Origin of the sequence: Micromonospora sp. WMMB235, from assembly GCF_001855515.1 — a bacterium.
Classification (GTDB): domain Bacteria; phylum Actinomycetota; class Actinomycetes; order Mycobacteriales; family Micromonosporaceae; genus Micromonospora; species Micromonospora aurantiaca.
This window is the reverse complement of record NZ_MDRX01000001.1, coordinates 5,605,042-5,622,368: the sequence shown is the minus strand read 5'-3', so window position 1 is coordinate 5,622,368 and position 17,327 is coordinate 5,605,042. Positions and strand designations below refer to the sequence as shown.

12 protein-coding genes are annotated in these 17,327 nt (G+C 73.1%); 7 read left to right on the top strand and 5 right to left on the bottom strand.

Annotated features, from left to right (window positions below; translation table 11 throughout):
- Positions 1-74 precede the first annotated feature (74 nt).
- Positions 75-2,042, top strand: a complete 1,968-nt coding sequence (locus BFV98_RS24980) for a penicillin-binding transpeptidase domain-containing protein (protein ID WP_071097957.1) — start codon at positions 75-77, stop codon at positions 2,040-2,042.
- Between the two features lie 10 nt (positions 2,043-2,052).
- Here BFV98_RS24980 and BFV98_RS24975 read toward each other — a convergent pair whose 3' ends face one another.
- The 3 genes from BFV98_RS24975 to BFV98_RS24965 all read right to left on the bottom strand — a co-directional run bounded on the left by BFV98_RS24975 (position 2,053) and on the right by BFV98_RS24965 (position 6,067).
- Positions 2,053-3,222, bottom strand: a complete 1,170-nt coding sequence (locus BFV98_RS24975) for an arginase family protein (protein ID WP_013288193.1) — start codon at positions 3,220-3,222, stop codon at positions 2,053-2,055.
- A 58-nt stretch (positions 3,223-3,280) separates the two neighbouring features.
- Positions 3,281-4,198 (bottom strand): tetratricopeptide repeat protein, encoded by a 918-nt coding sequence (locus tag BFV98_RS24970; RefSeq protein WP_047890550.1) that lies wholly within the window; start codon positions 4,196-4,198, stop codon positions 3,281-3,283.
- 180 nt (positions 4,199-4,378) lie between these two features.
- Entirely contained in the window at positions 4,379-6,067 is a 1,689-nt protein-coding gene (locus tag BFV98_RS24965) for a methylmalonyl-CoA mutase (protein ID WP_071097956.1), read from the bottom strand.
- A gap of 318 nt (positions 6,068-6,385) precedes the next feature.
- Between BFV98_RS24965 and BFV98_RS24960 the strand changes: the two genes are divergently transcribed.
- The gene (locus tag BFV98_RS24960) at positions 6,386-6,766 is read left to right on the top strand and encodes a hypothetical protein (RefSeq protein ID WP_013288196.1); all 381 of its coding nucleotides are present in this window, start codon (positions 6,386-6,388) and stop codon (positions 6,764-6,766) included.
- Between the two features lie 4 nt (positions 6,767-6,770).
- Here the strand turns inward: BFV98_RS24960 and BFV98_RS24955 are convergent, their stop codons facing one another.
- Complete coding sequence (locus tag BFV98_RS24955) at positions 6,771-8,414, bottom strand: PucR family transcriptional regulator ligand-binding domain-containing protein (protein WP_071097954.1); 1,644 nt, start codon at positions 8,412-8,414, stop codon at positions 6,771-6,773.
- Between the two features lie 107 nt (positions 8,415-8,521).
- Here BFV98_RS24955 and BFV98_RS24950 point away from each other — a divergent pair, with 107 nt between their 5' ends.
- The 5 genes from BFV98_RS24950 to BFV98_RS24930 all read left to right on the top strand — a co-directional run bounded on the left by BFV98_RS24950 (position 8,522) and on the right by BFV98_RS24930 (position 14,949).
- Complete coding sequence (locus BFV98_RS24950; protein ID WP_071097952.1) at positions 8,522-10,054, top strand: CoA-acylating methylmalonate-semialdehyde dehydrogenase; 1,533 nt, start codon at positions 8,522-8,524, stop codon at positions 10,052-10,054.
- 20 nt (positions 10,055-10,074) lie between these two features.
- A complete protein-coding gene (locus BFV98_RS24945) occupies positions 10,075-11,406 on the top strand; it encodes an aspartate aminotransferase family protein (protein WP_052166165.1) in 1,332 nt (443 codons plus the stop codon).
- 118 nt (positions 11,407-11,524) lie between these two features.
- Positions 11,525-12,655, top strand: a complete 1,131-nt coding sequence (locus tag BFV98_RS24940) for a thiamine pyrophosphate-dependent dehydrogenase E1 component subunit alpha (RefSeq protein WP_071097950.1) — start codon at positions 11,525-11,527, stop codon at positions 12,653-12,655.
- 27 nt (positions 12,656-12,682) lie between these two features.
- Complete coding sequence (locus tag BFV98_RS24935) at positions 12,683-13,657, top strand: alpha-ketoacid dehydrogenase subunit beta (protein ID WP_071097949.1); 975 nt, start codon at positions 12,683-12,685, stop codon at positions 13,655-13,657.
- Positions 13,658-13,671: 14 nt separating this feature from the next.
- Positions 13,672-14,949, top strand: coding sequence for a dihydrolipoamide acetyltransferase family protein (locus BFV98_RS24930; protein ID WP_071097947.1), 1,278 nt, complete (start codon positions 13,672-13,674; stop codon positions 14,947-14,949).
- A gap of 75 nt (positions 14,950-15,024) precedes the next feature.
- Here BFV98_RS24930 and BFV98_RS24925 read toward each other — a convergent pair whose 3' ends face one another.
- Positions 15,025-17,325 (bottom strand): arylsulfatase, encoded by a 2,301-nt coding sequence (locus tag BFV98_RS24925; protein ID WP_071097945.1) that lies wholly within the window; start codon positions 17,323-17,325, stop codon positions 15,025-15,027.
- Positions 17,326-17,327 lie beyond the last annotated feature (2 nt).

Here is a 17,327-nt window from a genome sequence, read left to right as displayed (position 1 = left end):
GGCCGTGGCGGGGCGGTGGGGAACGCCGGGCCGTACTAGCGTGCAGGGCAGTTGAGCACCGGAGGGACTGCTTCATGCCCGTGTCGTACCCCGTCCGCCCCCGCCGTCACACCCGTCACCGCGCCCTCGCGGCGCTGACCGCCGTCCTGGTCACGGCCGGCGCGCTGACCGGATGCTCCGGGGACGACGGCCCGGAGACAGCCGTCGAGGCGTTCCTCGGCGGCTGGCGCTCCGGTGACCTCCAGGCGGTCGGCTTCGTCGAGCCGACCGGCGGGCGGCTGCCCGCCGGTGAGGTGACCAAGCAGATCCAGGCACTCGCCGGCGCGCTCGCGGCCGACCCGCCGGAGCTGGCCCGCACCGGCGACATCACCACCAAGGGCGACGTCGCCACCGCCCGGGTCAAGGTGAGCTGGGCGCTGCCCGGCGGCGGCACCTGGGCCTACGAGAATCCGGTACGCCTCAAGCGCGGCGGCGACGACCGGTGGCAGGTGATCTGGGAGCCGTCGGTGGTGCACGAGAAGCTGGAGAGCGGTGACAAGATCGCGCTGCGGCGGGAGCCGGCGCAGCGCGCCGGTGTGCTGGACGCGGCCGGTCAGCCGATCGTCGCGCCACGCCCGGTGGTCCGGGTGCAGCTCGTTCCCGGCGAGGTCGACGACGTCCCCGGCATGGTCCGGAAGCTGGACGCCGCGTTCAAGGCGATCCGGCCCGCGCTCACCCCGCCGGTCGACCTGGGCGACCTGCCGAAGCGGCTCAAGGAGGCCAAGCCGGACGGCCTGGTCGAGGTGGTGACGTTGCGCGACGAGGCGTACCGGCAGATCAAGCCGCGCATCTACGACCTGCCCGGCACCCGGTTCGTCTCGGAGCAGCTCATGCTGGCGCCGACCCGCGAGTTCGCCCGGGCGCTGCTCGGCTCGGTCGACCAGGCCACCGCCGACGACCTCCAGGCCCACCCCGACCGGTACGCGCGCGGCGACCTGGTCGGCCACGGCGGTCTCCAGGGCCGGTACGACGAGCGGCTGCGCGGCGTCCCCGGCGTCACCGTGATCACCCAGCGGACCACCCCGGACGGCAAGGTGGAGCCGACCGGCACGGAGCTGTTCCGCGCCGACCCGAAGCCCGGTCAGCCGGTGAAGACGACAATCGACGCGGCCACCCAGAACGCCGCCGACGCCGCGTTGCGCGGGCAGACCCGCCGCTCCGCCCTGGTCGCCGTGCGGATCAGCGACGGCGCGGTGCTGGCCGCCGCGAACGGCCCGGGTGCGGCGGGCGACAACCTCGCCTTCACCGCCCAGGTGCCGCCCGGCTCGACGTTCAAGATGGTCAGCGCGCTCGGCCTGCTCGACCGGGGCGCGGTGACGCCGCAGACGACAGTGGACTGCCCGAAGACGTCGACAGTCGAGGGCCGGGTCTTCAAGAACTCGGACAACTTCGAGCTGGGCCCGGTGCCGTTCGCCACCGACTTCGCCAAGTCGTGCAACACCGCGTTCACCGCGCTGGCGCCGAAGCTCGGCCCGGACGGGCTGGCCCAGGCCGGCCGTACGCTCGGCCTGGAAGCCGCGTGGGATCTGGGCACCGAGGCGTTCACCGGCAAGATCTCCGCCAACGGCTCGGCCACCGAGCAGGCCGCCGCCGCGATCGGCCAGGGCACCACGCTGGTGAGCCCGCTGGCCATGGCGAGCGCCACGGCGGCGGTGGCCCGGGGCAAGTTCGAGCAGCCGAAGCTGCTGCTCGACCCGGCGCCGGCCAAGCCCGCGCCAGCCGGCGAGGCGCTCAAGCCGGAGTCGGTGACGGCGCTGAAGTCGATGATGCGCGGGGTGGTCACAGCGGGCAGCGGCAGCGCGCTGGCGGACGTGCCGGGCGAGCCGGTGCACGGCAAGACCGGCACCGCGGAGTACGACAACAACCCGGCGCACACGCACGCCTGGTTCGTCGGCTGGCAGGGCGACGTGGCCTTCGCCGTCTTCGTCGAGCAGGGCGGGGCGGGCTCGAAGGTGGCGGCGCCGATCGCCGAGAAGTTCCTGCGCGGCCTGGCCGCGAGCTGAGGCGTACCGGTCAGGCGATATCGATGCCGGAGCGGGCCGGGTCCGGCTCGTCTCCGGCGGGGGCGCGGCGCAGCAGGCCGGGCCCCAGCGGGTCGTCGCCGAGGTCGTCGCCGACGGTCGGGTCGGGGCCGATCGGCTCCACCGCGACCGCCGGCGCCGGTACGGCCGCCGGGGCGGGCAGCGGCTCGGGCTCCGGCCGGCTGTCGGCGGCGCGGGGCGCCGGTGCGACAGGCCCGGCCGGCAGCAGCCGGGGCGGCACGGCACCCGGCGCGACCACAGGGGCGAGCCCGGCCACCACTGTGTTCACGATCTCGGCCGCGTACGCCCCGTCCGGGTCGTAGTCGGGGTCGAAGACTGTCAGCTCGACGCCGAGGCAGTGCGGGGTGTCGACCAGCCCGGCGAGCAGGATCTCCAGCTCGGCGAAGGCGATGCCGCCCGGGTCGGGCGCGTCCACGGCGGGCATCACCGCCGGGTCGAGCACGTCCACGTCGATGTGCACCCAGTAGCCGGCGCAGTCGACGAGCTGCTCGTGCGCCCACTGAGCGGTACGGGCGGCACCCTCGGCGCGCAGCGCCGGCACCGGCCGGGTGGTGATGCCGGCGGCCTGGAGGTCGAGCCGGTACTCGTCCTGCGCGCGGATGCCGAGCACCACCACGTCGATGTCCCGGAAGTACGGCCTGCGGCCCTCGATCGCGGCCAGGTCGGGCTGTCCACGGCCGGTCACCAGGGCCAGGTCCTCCCCGGCGGCGGCGCCGACGTAGGAGGCGTTGCCGGGGTGCCGGAAGTCGGAGTGGCCGTCGACGAAGACCAGCCCGATCCGCCCGCCGACCGCCTCGCCGAGGCGGTGCATGGCCAGCGCCGAGCCGAGCAGCACCGAGCAGTCGCCGCCGAGCACCAGCGGAAACTCGCCCCGGTCGATGATCGCGCCGATCCGGTCGGCGAGCGCCACCGAGTACGCGGAGATCTCCGGCGCGTGGCAGACGCCGTCGCCGGGCCGCCAGTCGCCCGGGTCGTACCGGGGCGGGGTGAGGCAGCCGGCGTCGCGGGCCCGCAGCCGCGCGAGCAGGCCGTGGTCGCGCAGCGCACCAGGCGCCTTGCCGCACCCGGGGACGGAGCTCGCGGTGGGCGGGCGCAGTCCGAGGTTCGTCGGCGCGTCGAGGACGGCGATCCGGCGCATCATGGGCTCCCGTCCTCGGCGGTCGGGCGGGCCGGCGGTGCGCCGGCCCGCGCGGGTTGACTCAGAACAGCGCGCTGGCCAGGGCGCGTCGGGCGGAGGCCACGGCGGGGTCGTCCGGGCCGGCGATGGTGAACAGGCCGAGCAGGTGCTGGCGTACCCGGTCCCGGTCGTCACCGGCGGTGCGCCGGACCAGGCCGACCAGCCGCTTGTACGCCTCGTCGGCGAGGCCGCTGAGCACCTCGATGTCGGCGGCCAGCAGCTGGGCGTCCACGTCGTCGGGGGCGGCCGCAGCGGCGTCCAGCGCGCCCTGCGGGTCGGCGCCGGCCACCCGGCGGGCCAGCCCGACCTGCGCCAGGCCCGCCTCCGCCGCCGCGTCCGCCGGCGACTCGGCCAGGATCTTCCGGTACGCCGCCTCGGCCGCGTCGAGGTCACCGCTCATCAGCGCGTCGTCGGCGGCGTCGAGGCGCGGGTCCTCCGGCTCGGCGACTGTGACGCCACCGGCCTTGAGGACCGCCTGGAGCCACTGTCGCAACTGCGACTCCGGCACCGGGCCGGGGAAGGCGTCGATCGGACGGCCGCCGACGATGGCGTACGTGGTGGGCAGCGTCTGGAGCTGGAACATCTGCGCGAGCCGCGGCTGCTGCTGCACGTCGACCCGGGCCAGCAGCCACGCTCCGCCGCCCTCGGCGGCCAGCCGCTCCAGCACCGGGGCGAACTGGTCGCTCTCCGGGTAGCCGGCGGCGCCGAAGAAGACCACCACCGGTGTGGTGAGCGAGCGTTCGAGCACCTCGGACTGGATGTTCGCCTCGGTCACGTCGATCACGGCGGCGGAGCCGGCGGGGCTGCCCGGCAGCCCGGTCGGCCCAGCGCCCTGGGACGGTGTGGCGGAGGAGGTGTCGGCCGGTGCGGGGGTGCGCAGCGCGCTGAGGTCGACCGCGCCGCGGGTGAAGATCGACGAGGTGATCCGTGGGTCGCTCATGGTTGTCTAGTCTCGCACGTACGCGACGGATCTCCGACCAGCCGCGACGGCGACAGTCACCACTCTCCCCCAGCTCAGCCCGCCCGCAAGGAAGGGCCCCCTGTTAACGCCTCCGGTAGAGGAAGGGCCCCTTTTTAACAGCAGCTGTTAACAAGGGGCCCTTCCTTGCAGAGCGGCGGGTCAGAAGCGGGCGGGCTCGCGGTAGACGCCCCACTCGGCGCGGAGGGCGTCGCAGATCTCGCCGAGGGTGGCCTCGGCGCGGACCGCGTCGAGCATGGCGGGGATCATGTTCTCGCCGGTCCTCGCCACCTCGACCATCCGCGCGACGGCGGCGGTGACCGCGGCGTCGTCGCGGGCCGACTTGCGCTCGGTCAGCACCCGGCGCTGCTCCAGCTCCACCTCGTGCGAGATGCGCAGGATCTCCAGGTCCTTGGCGACGGTGCCGGTGTGGCAGTTGACGCCGACGATCCGCTTGTCGCCCTTCTCCAGCGCCTGCTGGTAGACGAACGCCGACTCGGCGATGTGCCCGGTGAACCAGCCGTCCTCGATGCCGCGCAGGATGCCGGAGGTCATCGGGCCGATGGTGTGCGGACCCTCGCCGCCGAGCTGCTTGATCCGGGCGAAGATCTCCTCCGCCTCGGCCTCGATCCGGTCGGTGAGCGCCTCGACGTACCAGGAGCCGCCGAGCGGGTCGGCCACGTTCGTCACCCCGGTCTCCTCCATCAGCACCTGCTGGGTACGCAGGGCGATCTCGGCCGACTCGTCGGTGGGCAGGGCGAGCGTCTCGTCGAGGGCGTTGGTGTGCAGCGAGTTGGTGCCGCCGAGCACCGCGGCCAGGGCCTCCACGGCGGTGCGGACCACGTTGTTCACCGGCTGCTGGGCGGTCAGCGACACCCCGGCGGTCTGCGTGTGGAACCGCAGCCACTGGGCCTTCTCGCTGGTGGCGCCGTACACGTCGCGCAGCCAGCGGGCCCAGATCCGGCGCGCGGCGCGGAACTTGGCGATCTCCTCGAAGAAGTCCACGTGGGAGTCGAAGAAGAAGCTCAGGCCGGGGGCGAACATGTTCACGTCCAGGCCGCGCGACAGGCCCAGCTCGACGTACCCGAATCCGTCGGCCAGCGTGTACGCCAGCTCCTGCGCGGCAGTCGAGCCGGCCTCGCGGATGTGGTAGCCGGAGACGGACAGCGGCTTGTACCGCGGGATCTCCCGGGCGCAGTACTCCATCAGGTCGCCGATGAGGCGCAGGTGCGGCTCGGGGTCGAACAGCCACTCCTTCTGCGCGATGTACTCCTTGAAGATGTCCGTCTGGAGTGTTCCGTCCAGCGTGGACAGGTCGGCGCCCTGCCGTTCGGCGGCGACCAGGTACATGCAGAAGACCGGCACGGCCGGGCCAGAGATGGTCATCGAGGTGGTCACGCCGGCCAGGTCGATGCCGTCGAACAGCACCTCCATGTCGGCGGCCGAGTCCACGGCGACACCACAGTGGCCGACCTCGCCGAGGGACTGAGGGTCGTCGGAGTCGCGGCCCATCAGCGTCGGCATGTCGAAGGCGACGGAGAGACCGCCGCCGCCCGCGCCGAGGATCATCTTGTAGCGCTCGTTGGTCTGCCGGGCGTTGCCGAAGCCGGCGAACTGCCTGATGGTCCAGGTCCGCCCGCGGTAGCCGGTCGGATACAGACCCCTGGTGTACGGGAACTCGCCCGGCCAGCCGATCCGCTCGAACCCGGGGTACGCGGTGTCCTCCGGCGGGCCGTACACCGGCTCGACCGGCATTCCGGACAGCGTGGTGAAGTCCGCGTCGCGCTTGCGGGCGGCGTCGTAGCGGGCCTGCCAGCGGGCCCGACCGGCGGCGATCTCGTCAGCGTCCATGCGCGGAGCTCCTTCTCAAGTCGTCGTCCCGAGTCCGAGTGTAGAGCGAGATCCTGAACGATCCTTAAGGGCTCGCGTACCGGCCGGTAACCCGGCGACCGGCCCCGCCGGGGCGACCCATCACCGTCGATCCGCAGGTCAGGGCGCTGTCTCACGTGGCGGACGACTGCCCGGCGCAGCCTCCCGGCAGCCGGGTTCCCGTGCCACACTCCCGCCGTGGGCAATCGAATCGCGACCCGGCTGATTACCTAGGCGGCGTACGCCTCCGCGTGCGTCGCCGGCCAAGCGATCCTGTCGGCTCGTCCTAGTGAGGCCCCCGTGAGCGTGTCCGCATCCACCCCCGCAACCGTCGACCATCCCCGGCCCGCCCCCGGCCGCCCGTACGACGAGCCCGCCGCCGAGCACGGCACGCCGAGCACGATGGTGATCCACCTCGGCGTGGGCCACTCCACGACCGGCCTGCTCAAGGTGCTGTCCGTGCTGCACTCCCGCCGGGTCGCCGTCTCACACGTCCAGTACGTGCAGTGCCCCGACCGCTCCGCGGTGATGATCGTCGAGTGCACCCCCGGCACGGCGCCGCTGGAGACGGTCCGCAAGAGCGTCGCGAACGCCGTACCTGTGGTCAGCGTCAGCGTGCACAGCGCGCCGGCCCGCGACGGCGTCCGGCGCCTGCGGTCGGGCCGCGGCACCCACAGGTGACGGGTCAGCCGGTCGGCTCCGGGCCACCGGCGCGCATGACGTCCCGGGCGGTGAGCGCCACGTGCAGCGACAGGCGCCGCTCGCTCGAATCCAGGTCGACGCCGAGCACCCGCTCGATCAGCTCCAGCCGCTGGTAGAGCGCCGACCGCGACAGCGACATCGCATCCGCCGCGCGCCGCTTGTTGCGCCCCTCCACCAGGTACGTCTCCAGCAACGCGACGTGGTTCGTGCCGTGGCGCTGGTCGTAGGAGAGCAGCGGGCCCAGCTCGCGCTCGACGAACGTCTGGAGGCGCACGTCGTCGCGCAGCAGGTACAGCAGGCCCCGGAGACGCACGTCGTGCAGCCGGTAGAACGGGCGCGGCTCGGCGGTGTGCACTGTCGCATCGGCCACCTGCGCCGCCTCGACCAGCGAGCGCCGGGCCAGGTCGAGCGTCCGGACCACCGATCCGGCGGCGACCACGACGTCCGCGCCGGCCCGGTGGCCCGCCCGGGTGAGCGCGGCGGACAGGCTCCCCAGCGCCGCCTCGTCGGAGCCGGTCTCGTCGAGCGCGACGAGGAGGGTGACGCCGGTGCCGCCGGCCGCCTCGTCCACGTCGCCGGCGAGCGCGGCGAGCCCGCACTCGCGTACCGCCGTCTCCACCGCGTCGAGCAGTGCCCGCCGGTTCGCGTTCCCGTCGGCGCCGGTGCCCAGGGCCGGCCGGCGCCGCCGGACCACGACGCCGAGCAGCAGTCGCTGCTCCAGGACGACACCGAGCCCGCGCGCCCGCAGCGCCACGTCCCGGGTGGGCGCGGAGTGGTTGACGATGCTCAGCAGCAGACTGCTGCGGGCCTGCCGCTCGACCGACGACGAGTCCCGGGCGACGAGCTGGTTCAGCGCGATGGTGGACGCGGCGCGTTCCAGCAGCACCCGGGTCCGGGCCGGTGGCTCCTGGTCGCACAGCAGCACGAGCCGCCCCCACCGGTTGCCCCGCGCCTCGACGCTCGTCACCAGCCAGCCCGAGCGCGGCTCGTAGCCGGTGCCGGACGGGACCTCGACCGCGCGCGAGCGGGTCTCCCAGCGGTCGAGCAGCTCCTCGGCGGTCAGCGGGCCGGTCTCGTACGCCAGCACCTGGTGGGCGAGGTTCTCCAGCACCGCGGGACGCCGGGACAGGCGGGTGACCTCGCGGAGCACCTGCCGGGGCTCGGCGCCCTCCACCGACAGCTCGGTGAAGATTCGGTGGATCTCGTCCTTCGCGAGCAGGTCCGCCGTCTGCTCCTCGACGATCACCGAGTGGACGACCTCGGTCACCGCGACGAACCGCATCTCGCGCCGCAGCGCGATCAGGGGCAGGTTCCGGCTGCGGGCGTGCTCGACCAGGCCGGCCGGCAGCGTGCCGCCGAACCGGCGGCCCAGCTCGACCACCACACCCGCCACTCCGACGGCTGCCAGGCCGTCGATCCACCGGCGCAGCCCGTCGTCGTCCGGGGGCAGGCCGATGCCCGTGGTCAGGACCAGCTCGCCGCCGCGGAGCAGGTCGGCGATCTCGGGGATCTCGGCGACGTGCACCCAGCGCACCGGCGCGTCCAGCCGGTCCCGGCCCGCCAGGACGCGCGGCCCGGCCTGCTGCAGAGCCGGCAGTTCGAGCACGTCACGGACGGTCATCGGCATCGGAGCGCCTCCCCCTCTCCTCCGGCGCACAGTATGTGCGCTTCCCGCGGACGGGAACGACACAGTGCCCATTGCCCGGACCTGGGGAAGCACAGATGATCCCGGGCATGACCCAGACAGCACCCGGCACCGCGCCCGCTCCCGTCCCGCTGGAGCGGGTGACCCACTGGATCGACGGCAAGCCGTTCGCCGGCGTCACCGAGCGTACGGCCCCAGTTTACGATCCGGCGCTGGGCGCGGTCCGGACGGAGGTGCCGCTGGCCTCGGTCGACGAGGTGGACCAGGCGGTCGCCTCCGCCGCCGCCGCGTTCGCCTCCTGGCGGACCTCGTCGCTGACCAAGCGCACCCAGGTGCTGTTCGCGTTCCGGGAGCTGGTCAACCAGCACAAGCAGGAGCTGGCCGAGCTGATCACGGCCGAGCACGGCAAGGTCGTCTCGGACGCCCTCGGCGAGGTCACCCGCGGTCTGGAGGTCGTCGAGTTCGCCTGCGGCATCCCGCACCTGCTCAAGGGCGGCTACTCCGAGGGCGTCTCCACGAACGTGGACGTCTACTCGATCCGGCAGCCGGTCGGCGTCTGCGCCGTCATCTCGCCGTTCAACTTCCCGGTGATGGTCCCGATGTGGTTCGTGCCCATCGCCATCGCGGCGGGCAACACCGTCGTGCTCAAGCCCAGCGAGAAGGACCCGTCCGCGTCGCTGCTCGTGGCCCGGCTGTGGGAGCAGGCCGGCCTGCCCGCGGGCGTCTTCAACGTCGTGCACGGCGACAAGGTCGCGGTCGACCGGCTGCTGGAGCACCCCGAGGTCAAGGCGGTGTCGTTCGTCGGCTCCACGCCGATCGCCCGGTACGTGTACGAGACGGGCACCCGCAACGGCAAGCGCGTCCAGGCCCTCGGCGGCGCGAAGAACCACATGGTGGTGCTGCCGGACGCCGACCTCGACCTGGCCGCCGACGCGGCGGTCAACGCCGGGTTCGGCTCGGCCGGCGAGCGGTGCATGGCCATCTCGGCCCTGGTGGTCGTCGAGCCCGTCGCCGACGATCTGGTGGCCCGGATCCGGGAGCGCATCGCCACCCTGAAGGTCGGTGACGGGCGGCGCTCCTGCGACATGGGTCCGCTGGTCACCAAGGAGCACCGCGACCGCGTCGCGTCGTACCTCGACGCGGGTGTCGAGGCCGGCGCCGAGCTGGTGGTGGACGGCCGCGACGTGCGGGCCGACGGCGACGAGTCCGGGTTCTGGCTCGGGCCGAGCCTGCTCGACCGGGTGCAGCCGGAGATGAGCGTCTACACCGACGAGATCTTCGGGCCGGTGCTGTCGGTGGTGCGCGTCGGCAGCTACGACGAGGCGCTCGCGCTGGTGAACGCCAACCGGTACGGCAACGGGACGGCCATCTTCACCAACGACGGCGGCGCGGCCCGCCGCTTCCAGAACGAGGTCGAGGTCGGCATGGTCGGCGTCAACGTGCCGATCCCGGTGCCGATGGCCTACTACTCCTTCGGCGGCTGGAAGGACAGCCTCTTCGGCGACTCGCACGCCCACGGCGCCGAGGGCGTGCACTTCTTCACCCGCGGCAAGGTCGTCACCTCCCGGTGGCTCGACCCCAGCCACGGCGGCATCAACCTCGGCTTCCCCGAGAACGTCTGAGCAGCGGAGAGAGAACGCCGATGAGCAGCAGCGCACAACGCACCTACGAACTCGACCGCGCGCACGTCTTCCACTCCTGGTCCGCCCAGTCGCTGCTCGACCCGATGGTGGTCGAGCGCGCCGAGGGCTCGTACTTCTGGGACGGCGACGGGAACCGCTACCTGGACTTCTCGTCGCAGCTCGTCAACACCAACATCGGCCACCAGCACCCGGTGGTGGTCGCGGCGATCCAGGAGCAGGCGGCCCGCCTGTGCACGATCGCGCCGTCGTACGCCAACGACGCCCGCGGCGAGGCGGCCCGGCTGATCACGGAGCTGACCCCGGCCGGCCTTTCCAAGGTGTTCTTCACCAACGGCGGCGCGGACGCGATCGAGCACGCCGTCCGGATGGCCCGGCTGCACACCGGCCGGCCGAAGGTGCTGTCGCAGTACCGCAGCTACCACGGCGGCACCCAGACCGCGGTGAACCTCACCGGCGACCCGCGCCGCTGGCCCAGCGACAACGGCACCGCCGGGGTGGTGCACTTCTTCGGCCCGTTCCTGTACCGGTCGGAGTTCGGCGCCACGACCGAGGAGGAGGAGTGCGCGCTCGCGCTGCGCCACCTCGAACGCGTCGTGGAGATGGAGGGCCCGTCCACCATCGCGGCGATCGTGCTGGAGACGGTGCCGGGCACCGCCGGCATCATGCCGCCTCCGCCGGGCTTCCTCGCGGGCGTACGGGAGCTGTGCGACAGGCACGGCATCCTCTACATCGCCGACGAGGTGATGGCGGGCTTCGGGCGTACCGGCGCCTGGTTCGCGCTCGACCACTACGGCGTGACGCCCGACCTGATCACCTTCGCCAAAGGCGTCAACTCCGGTTACGTCCCGCTCGGCGGTGTGGTGATCGCCGAGCACGTCGCGGAGACGTTCGCCACCCGTGCCTACCCCGGCGGCTTGACCTACTCCGGTCACCCGCTGGCCACCGCCGCCGCCGTCGCGACCATCAACGTGATGCGGGACGAGCGGATCGTCGAGAACGCCGCCACGATCGGCGCCGACGTGCTGGGCCCGGGGCTGCGCGAACTCGCCGACCGGCACCCGAGCGTCGGTGACGTCCGTGGGCTCGGCGTGTTCTGGGCGCTGGAACTGGTACGCGACCGCGGGACGAAGGAGCCGCTGGCGCCGTACGGGTCGTCGTCGCCGGAGATGAACGAGGTGCTGGCCGCGTGCAAGCGCGGCGGTCTGGTCGCGTTCGCGAACTTCAACCGGATCCACGTGGTGCCGCCGTGCACCGTGTCGGAGACGGAGGCCAAGGCGGGCCTGGCGATCCTCGACGAGGCGCTGACACTCGCCGACCGCCACACGGTCTGAGGCACTGCCCACCACCGCCCGCCGGGTCCACCCCGGCGGGCGGTCCCGTATCCGAGAGATCCGCGAGACGGCCGGCGACCCCGGTGACGCGGAGACCGACGCACCCAGAAGGTGACGAATGACTACCGTAGATCTCGCCGACCCACCGGTCACCAACCCCTTCACCGGCACCACCGACCTTCCGCGTACGTCCGAGGGCTGGACCCAGCTCGTCACCCCGGACGGGCGCCTGCACCCGGACGTCGACGCCGACCGCGACGCCCTCGGCCGACTCACCCGTGACCTGTACCGGGGGATGCGGCTCGCCCGCCGCCTCGACGACGAGGCGTTCGCGTTGCAGCGGCAGGGCGAGCTGGGCCTGTGGCTGCAGTGCCGCGGCCAGGAGGCCGCCCAGGTCGGCTCGGTCGCGGCGGCACGCGCCGACGACTACGTCTTCCCGAGCTACCGGGAGCACGCCGCGGCGCTGTGGCGCGGCATCGGCCCGGCCGACCTGCTGCGTCAGTGGCGCGGCGTCGCGCACAGCGGCTGGGATCCGGAGCCGTACTCGTTCCACATCTACACGCTGGTCCTGGCCGCCCAGCTGCTGCACGCCACCGGGTACGCCCTCGGGGTGCAGCGCGACGGCAGCGACACGGTGGTCGTGACGTACTTCGGTGACGGCGCGGCGAGCGAGGGCGACGCGAGCGAGGCGATGAACATCGCCGCCGTCAACGCCGCCCCGATGGTGTTCTTCTGTCAGAACAACCAGTGGGCCATCTCGACCCCGACCGCGTCGCAGACGCGTACCCCGATCCACCGGCGCGGCGCCGGATTCGGCCTGCGCAGCGAGTGGGTCGACGGCAACGACGTGCTGGCGGTGTACGCGGTGACGTCCGCGGTGACCGAACACGCCCGGTCCGGCCACGGCCCCGCGATCGTCGAGGCCACCACGTACCGGATGGGCGGGCACAGCACGTCGGACGACCCGACCCGGTACCGCACCGACGACGAGTTGGCGGCGTGGCGGGCGCGGGATCCGCTGGCCCGGGTCGAGGCGCTCATGCGCGCCGAGGGCTGGAGCGACGAGGCGTTCCTCGGCGGGATCCAGGCCGAGGCGGACGAACTGGCCGACCGTACCCGCCGGGAGTGCCTGGCGCTGGAGGCGCCGGACCTCGCCGACGCCTTCGCCACAGTGCTGGCCGACGTGCCCCCGCTTCTGCGGGAGGAGCGCGACGCGTTCGTCGCCTACCGCGCCTCCTTCCTCGACTGACGCCCGCCCCGATCGGAGAACTCGTTCATGCTCACTCTCTGTCAGGCACTGAACTCCGGCCTGCGCCGTGCCATGGAGGACGACGACAAGGTCCTCCTGATGGGCGAGGACGTCGGCCGGCTCGGCGGCGTCTTCCGGGTCACCGACGGTCTCCAGAAGGACTTCGGCGAGGCCCGGGTGGTGGACACCACCCTCGCCGAGTCCGGGATCGTCGGCACCGCCATCGGGCTGGCGCTACGCGGGTACCGCCCGGTCTGCGAGATCCAGTTCGACGGCTTCGTCTACCCCGCGTTCAACCAGATCGTCTCCCAGCTCGCCAAGATGCGGGCCCGCACCGGCGGCCGTACCGCCCTTCCGGTGGTGGTGCGCATCCCGGTCGGTGGCGGCATCGGCGCGGTGGAGCACCACAGCGAGTCGAACGAGGCGTACTTCGCGCACACCGCCGGGCTGCGGGTCGTCTACTGCGCCAGCCCGGACGACGCGCACTGGATGATCCGGCAGGCCGTCGCCGGTGACGACCCGGTCATCTTCTACGAGCCGAAGCGACGCTACTGGGTCAAGGGCGAGGTCACGCCCGAGGAGGCCGGGCCGCCGCTGCCGCTGGACCGCGCCCGGACCGTGCGGCCGGGCACCGACGTGACGCTGCTGACGTACGGCGGCACAGTCGCCACCTGCGTCGCCGCCGCCGAGGCCGCGGCACAGGAGGGGCGCGACATCGAGGTGATCGACCTGCGGTCCATCTCCCCGCTGGACGTGGCCACCGTCGAGGAGTCGGTCCGCCGTACCGGCCGGGCGGTGGTGGTCCACGAGGCCCCCACGTTCGCCGGGTTCGGCGCCGAGGTCGTCGCGCAGGTGACGAGCCGGTGCTTCTACTCGCTGGAGGCGCCGGTCGAGCGGGTCGGCGGCTTCAACCTGCCGTACCCGCCGGCCAAGGTCGAGGAGGAGTACCTGCCCGACCTGGACCGGATCCTCGACGCCGTCGACCGCGTCCTGGCCGCGTGAAGGGAGAGGTACCCGTGAGCGTTCAGCAGTTCCGTCTGCCCGACGTCGGCGAGGGCCTCACCGAGGCCGAGATCGTCACCTGGCGGGTCGCCCCGGGCGATCCGGTCCGCCTCAACGACGTCATCGTGGACATCGAGACCGCCAAGGCCGTGGTCGAGCTGCCCAGCCCGTACGCCGGTGTGGTGGACCGCCTCCTGGCCGCGGAGGGGCAGACAGTCGAGGTCGGCGCGCCGATCATCGCGATCCGGACCGGGGGTGACTCGGACGCCACGGATGCCGCGCCGGCCGCCGCGCCGCCGGCCGCCGACGAGCCGGCCGTGGAACGTACCGCGGTGCTCGTCGGCTACGGGGTGTCCGCGCAGGCGCGGACACGCCGGCCACGCCGCGCGACGCCGTCCGTCCGCCCGGCCGAACCCGCCCGCCCGGCGCGCACGTCCCGGCCGCCGGTGCTCACCAAGCCGCCGCTGCGCAAGCTCGCCAAGGACCTCGGCGTGGAGCTGGCGGACGTCCGCGGCAGCGGCCCCGACGGCCGGATCACCCGCCAGGACCTGCTCGACCACACCACCGGCCCGGCGCCGGTGGCCGACCAGCGGCGGGACGAGCGCCTGCCCGTGCGCGGGGTGCGCAAGGCGACAGCCGCCGCGATGGTCGCCAGCGCGTTCACCGCGCCGCACGTCACCGAGTTCCTCACCGTCGACATGACAGGCACCGTCGAGTTCGTGGACCGGCTGAAGCAGGACCCGGCGTTCCAGGGGGTGAAGGTCAGCCCGCTGCTCGTGGCGTCGCTCGCGGTGCTGGACGCGGTCCGCCGGTATCCGGACGTCAACGCCCGGTGGGACGAGGAGAACCAGGAGATCGTCCGGTTCGCCGACGTCAACCTGGGCATCGCCGCCGCGACGCCGCGCGGCCTGCTGGTGCCGAACGTCAAGGCCGCGCAGAACCTTCCGGTACGCGATCTCGCGGTCGCCCTGAACGAGCTGGCGAGCACCGCGCGGGAGGGCCGAACCCGTCCCGCCGACCTGTCCGGCGGGACCATCACCATCACCAACATCGGGGTGTTCGGGGTGGATGCCGGCACCCCGATCCTCAACCCGGGTGAGGCGGCGATCCTCTGCCTCGGCGCGCTGCGCCGCATGCCGTGGGTGGTCGACGAGCAGGTCGTCCCCCGGTGGACGGCGCAGTTGTCGCTGTCGTTCGACCACCGGCTGGTGGACGGGGAACTGGGCAGCCGGGTGCTCGCCCACGTCGGCCGGTTCCTGGAGGACCCGCTGTGGGGTCTGGCCCTGCGCTGAGGCCCGACAGACGGACGGCGCGTGGACGGACGAGGAGGTCCGTCCACGCGCCGTCGCCGTACGCGCGGGCGCGCGTCAGTCCACGACCTCGAACCCGACGCCGGCCGACGGACGCGGCGCGACGTCACCCGCCGGGGCGATGGGCTCCCCCACCTCCTCGGACGCGGCGAGCCGGAACCGCACGTACTCCAGTTCGCCGGAGAACTCGTGCCGGGCCGGGTAGCTCGACGACACCGGCGAGTGGATGCTGCGCCCGATGTCCATGCCGGCGAACCCGTGGAAGAACGGCAGCAACCGCGGGAACAGCGCCTCGCCCGCCGCCTCGCCGTCCACGAACAGGCGGCCGGTGCCCTGGCAGTCGGCGGTCTTGGTCAGCTCGAAGGTCAGCTCCACCGGGCCCAGCGGCAGCTCGCCCTCGGACCGCAGCACGTAGTGGGTGCCGAGGTGGTTGTACTCGTACACCAGGTGGTTGTCCTTGATGTGCAGCACGTACCCGCCGCTGACGTTGCCGAGCACCACGATCACGCCGCCCTGCGCCGCGTCGGTGCGGTGCACGCGCGCGGTGATGGCGTGCGAGCGGTTCATCGTCGGCGGCACCGCCGCGCCGGAGATCGTCGGGACGCCGGCCAGGTAGGTGAAGTCCAGCCGGTCCCGCACCGAGCCGGGGCGCGGCACCCGGGCCCGGATCGCGAATCCCCTGTCGTCCAGCGGCAGCACGTCGTAGCGGGCCGCCTCGATCCAGAACTCCTCGATGAGATGCCGCAGCACCTCCGGATGCTCGGCGGCCAGGTCCCGGCTCTCGGTCGGGTCCTCGTCGATCCGGTACAGCTCCCAGCGGTCCTCGTCCCAGGAGGTGCCCCGCTCGTGGAACGCGACAGCCTTCCAGCCCTGGTGGTAGATGCCGCGGTGGCCGAACATCTCGAAGTACTGGCGGTCCCGCGACGGCGGCGCCGCCGGGTCGCGCAGCCCGTCGCGGAAGCTGCGGCCGTGCAGCGGCATCTGCGGGACGCCCCGGCGCACCGCGGGCGGCTGCACCCCGACCAGGTCCAGCACCGTCGCGGTGACGTCGATGCTGTGCTGGAACTGCGTCCGCACCTGCCCGCCGGGTACGTCACCGGCCGGCCAGCTCAGCACGAACGGCACCCGGACCCCGCCCTCGTGGGTGTGCTGCTTGTAGCGGCGGAACGGGGTGTTGCTGACCTGCGCCCAGCCCAGCGGGTAGTTGCTCTGCGCCCGCGGGCCGCCGATCTCGTCGATCCGGTCCAGGCTGTCCTGGAGGTTCTCCGGCACCCGGTTCTGGAACGCGGTGGGGTTGAGCGTGCCGAGCGGCGTGCCCTCGGGGCTCGCGCCGTTGTCCGACATGACCACGAAGATCGTGTCGTCCAGCCGGCCGATCCGCTCCAGGAAGTCGACCAGGCGCCCGAGCTGGGCGTCGGTGTGGTCGACCATCGCCGCGTACGCCTCCTGCATGCGGGCGAACAGGCGCCGCTGCTCCGGCGGCACGTCGTCCCACGGGACGACGCCCGGGTTGTGCGGCGGCAGCGGCGCGTCCGGCGGGATGATGCCCAGCCCGATCTGCCGCCGGTGCCGGTCCGCGCGGATGACGTCCCAGCCGGCGTCGTAGCGGCCGCGGTACTTCGCCAGGTACTCCGGCGGGGCCTGGTGCGGCGCGTGCGCCGCGGCGTACGCCAGATAGAGGAAGAACGGCTTCTCCGGGGTGAACGAGGTCTGGTCCCGGACGAACCCGATGGCCCGGTCGGTCAGGTCCTCGGTGAGGTGGTAGCCCTCCTCCGGGGTGGCCGGCGGGTCCACCTGGTGGTTGTCGTACACCAGCTCCGGATAGAAGTTGTCGGTCTCGGCCTCCAGGAAGCCGTAGTACCGCTCGAAACCGCGTCCCAGCGGCCACTGGTCGTACGGCCCGGACGGCGTGGTCTGCTCCAGCGGCGCGACGTGCCACTTGCCGACCGCCATGGTGTTGAACCCGGCGTCGGCGAGCATCTCCGCGACGGTGGCGGCGGCGTGGGTGATCCGCCCCCGGCCGCTGGGGAAGCCGCTGTCGAAGTTGGACAGCATGCGCATGCCGACGCTGTGGTGGTTGCGGCCGGTGAGCACGCTGGCCCGGGTCGGCGAGCACAGCGGCGAGGTGTGGAAGTTGGTGTACCGCAGCCCGGAGGCGGCCAGCCGGTCGATCGTCGGGGTGTCGATCTCGGCGCCGAAGCAGCCCAAGTCGGCGAACCCGACGTCGTCCAGCAGCACGTACACCACGTTCGGGGTACCCGCGGCGGCCGACGGCGGCGTGCTCCAGTGCTCCGTCGACTCGCCGTAGGTGCGTCCGATGGTCCCCTCGTACGGAGGGTCCGCCAGAGGTCCGGTCACGG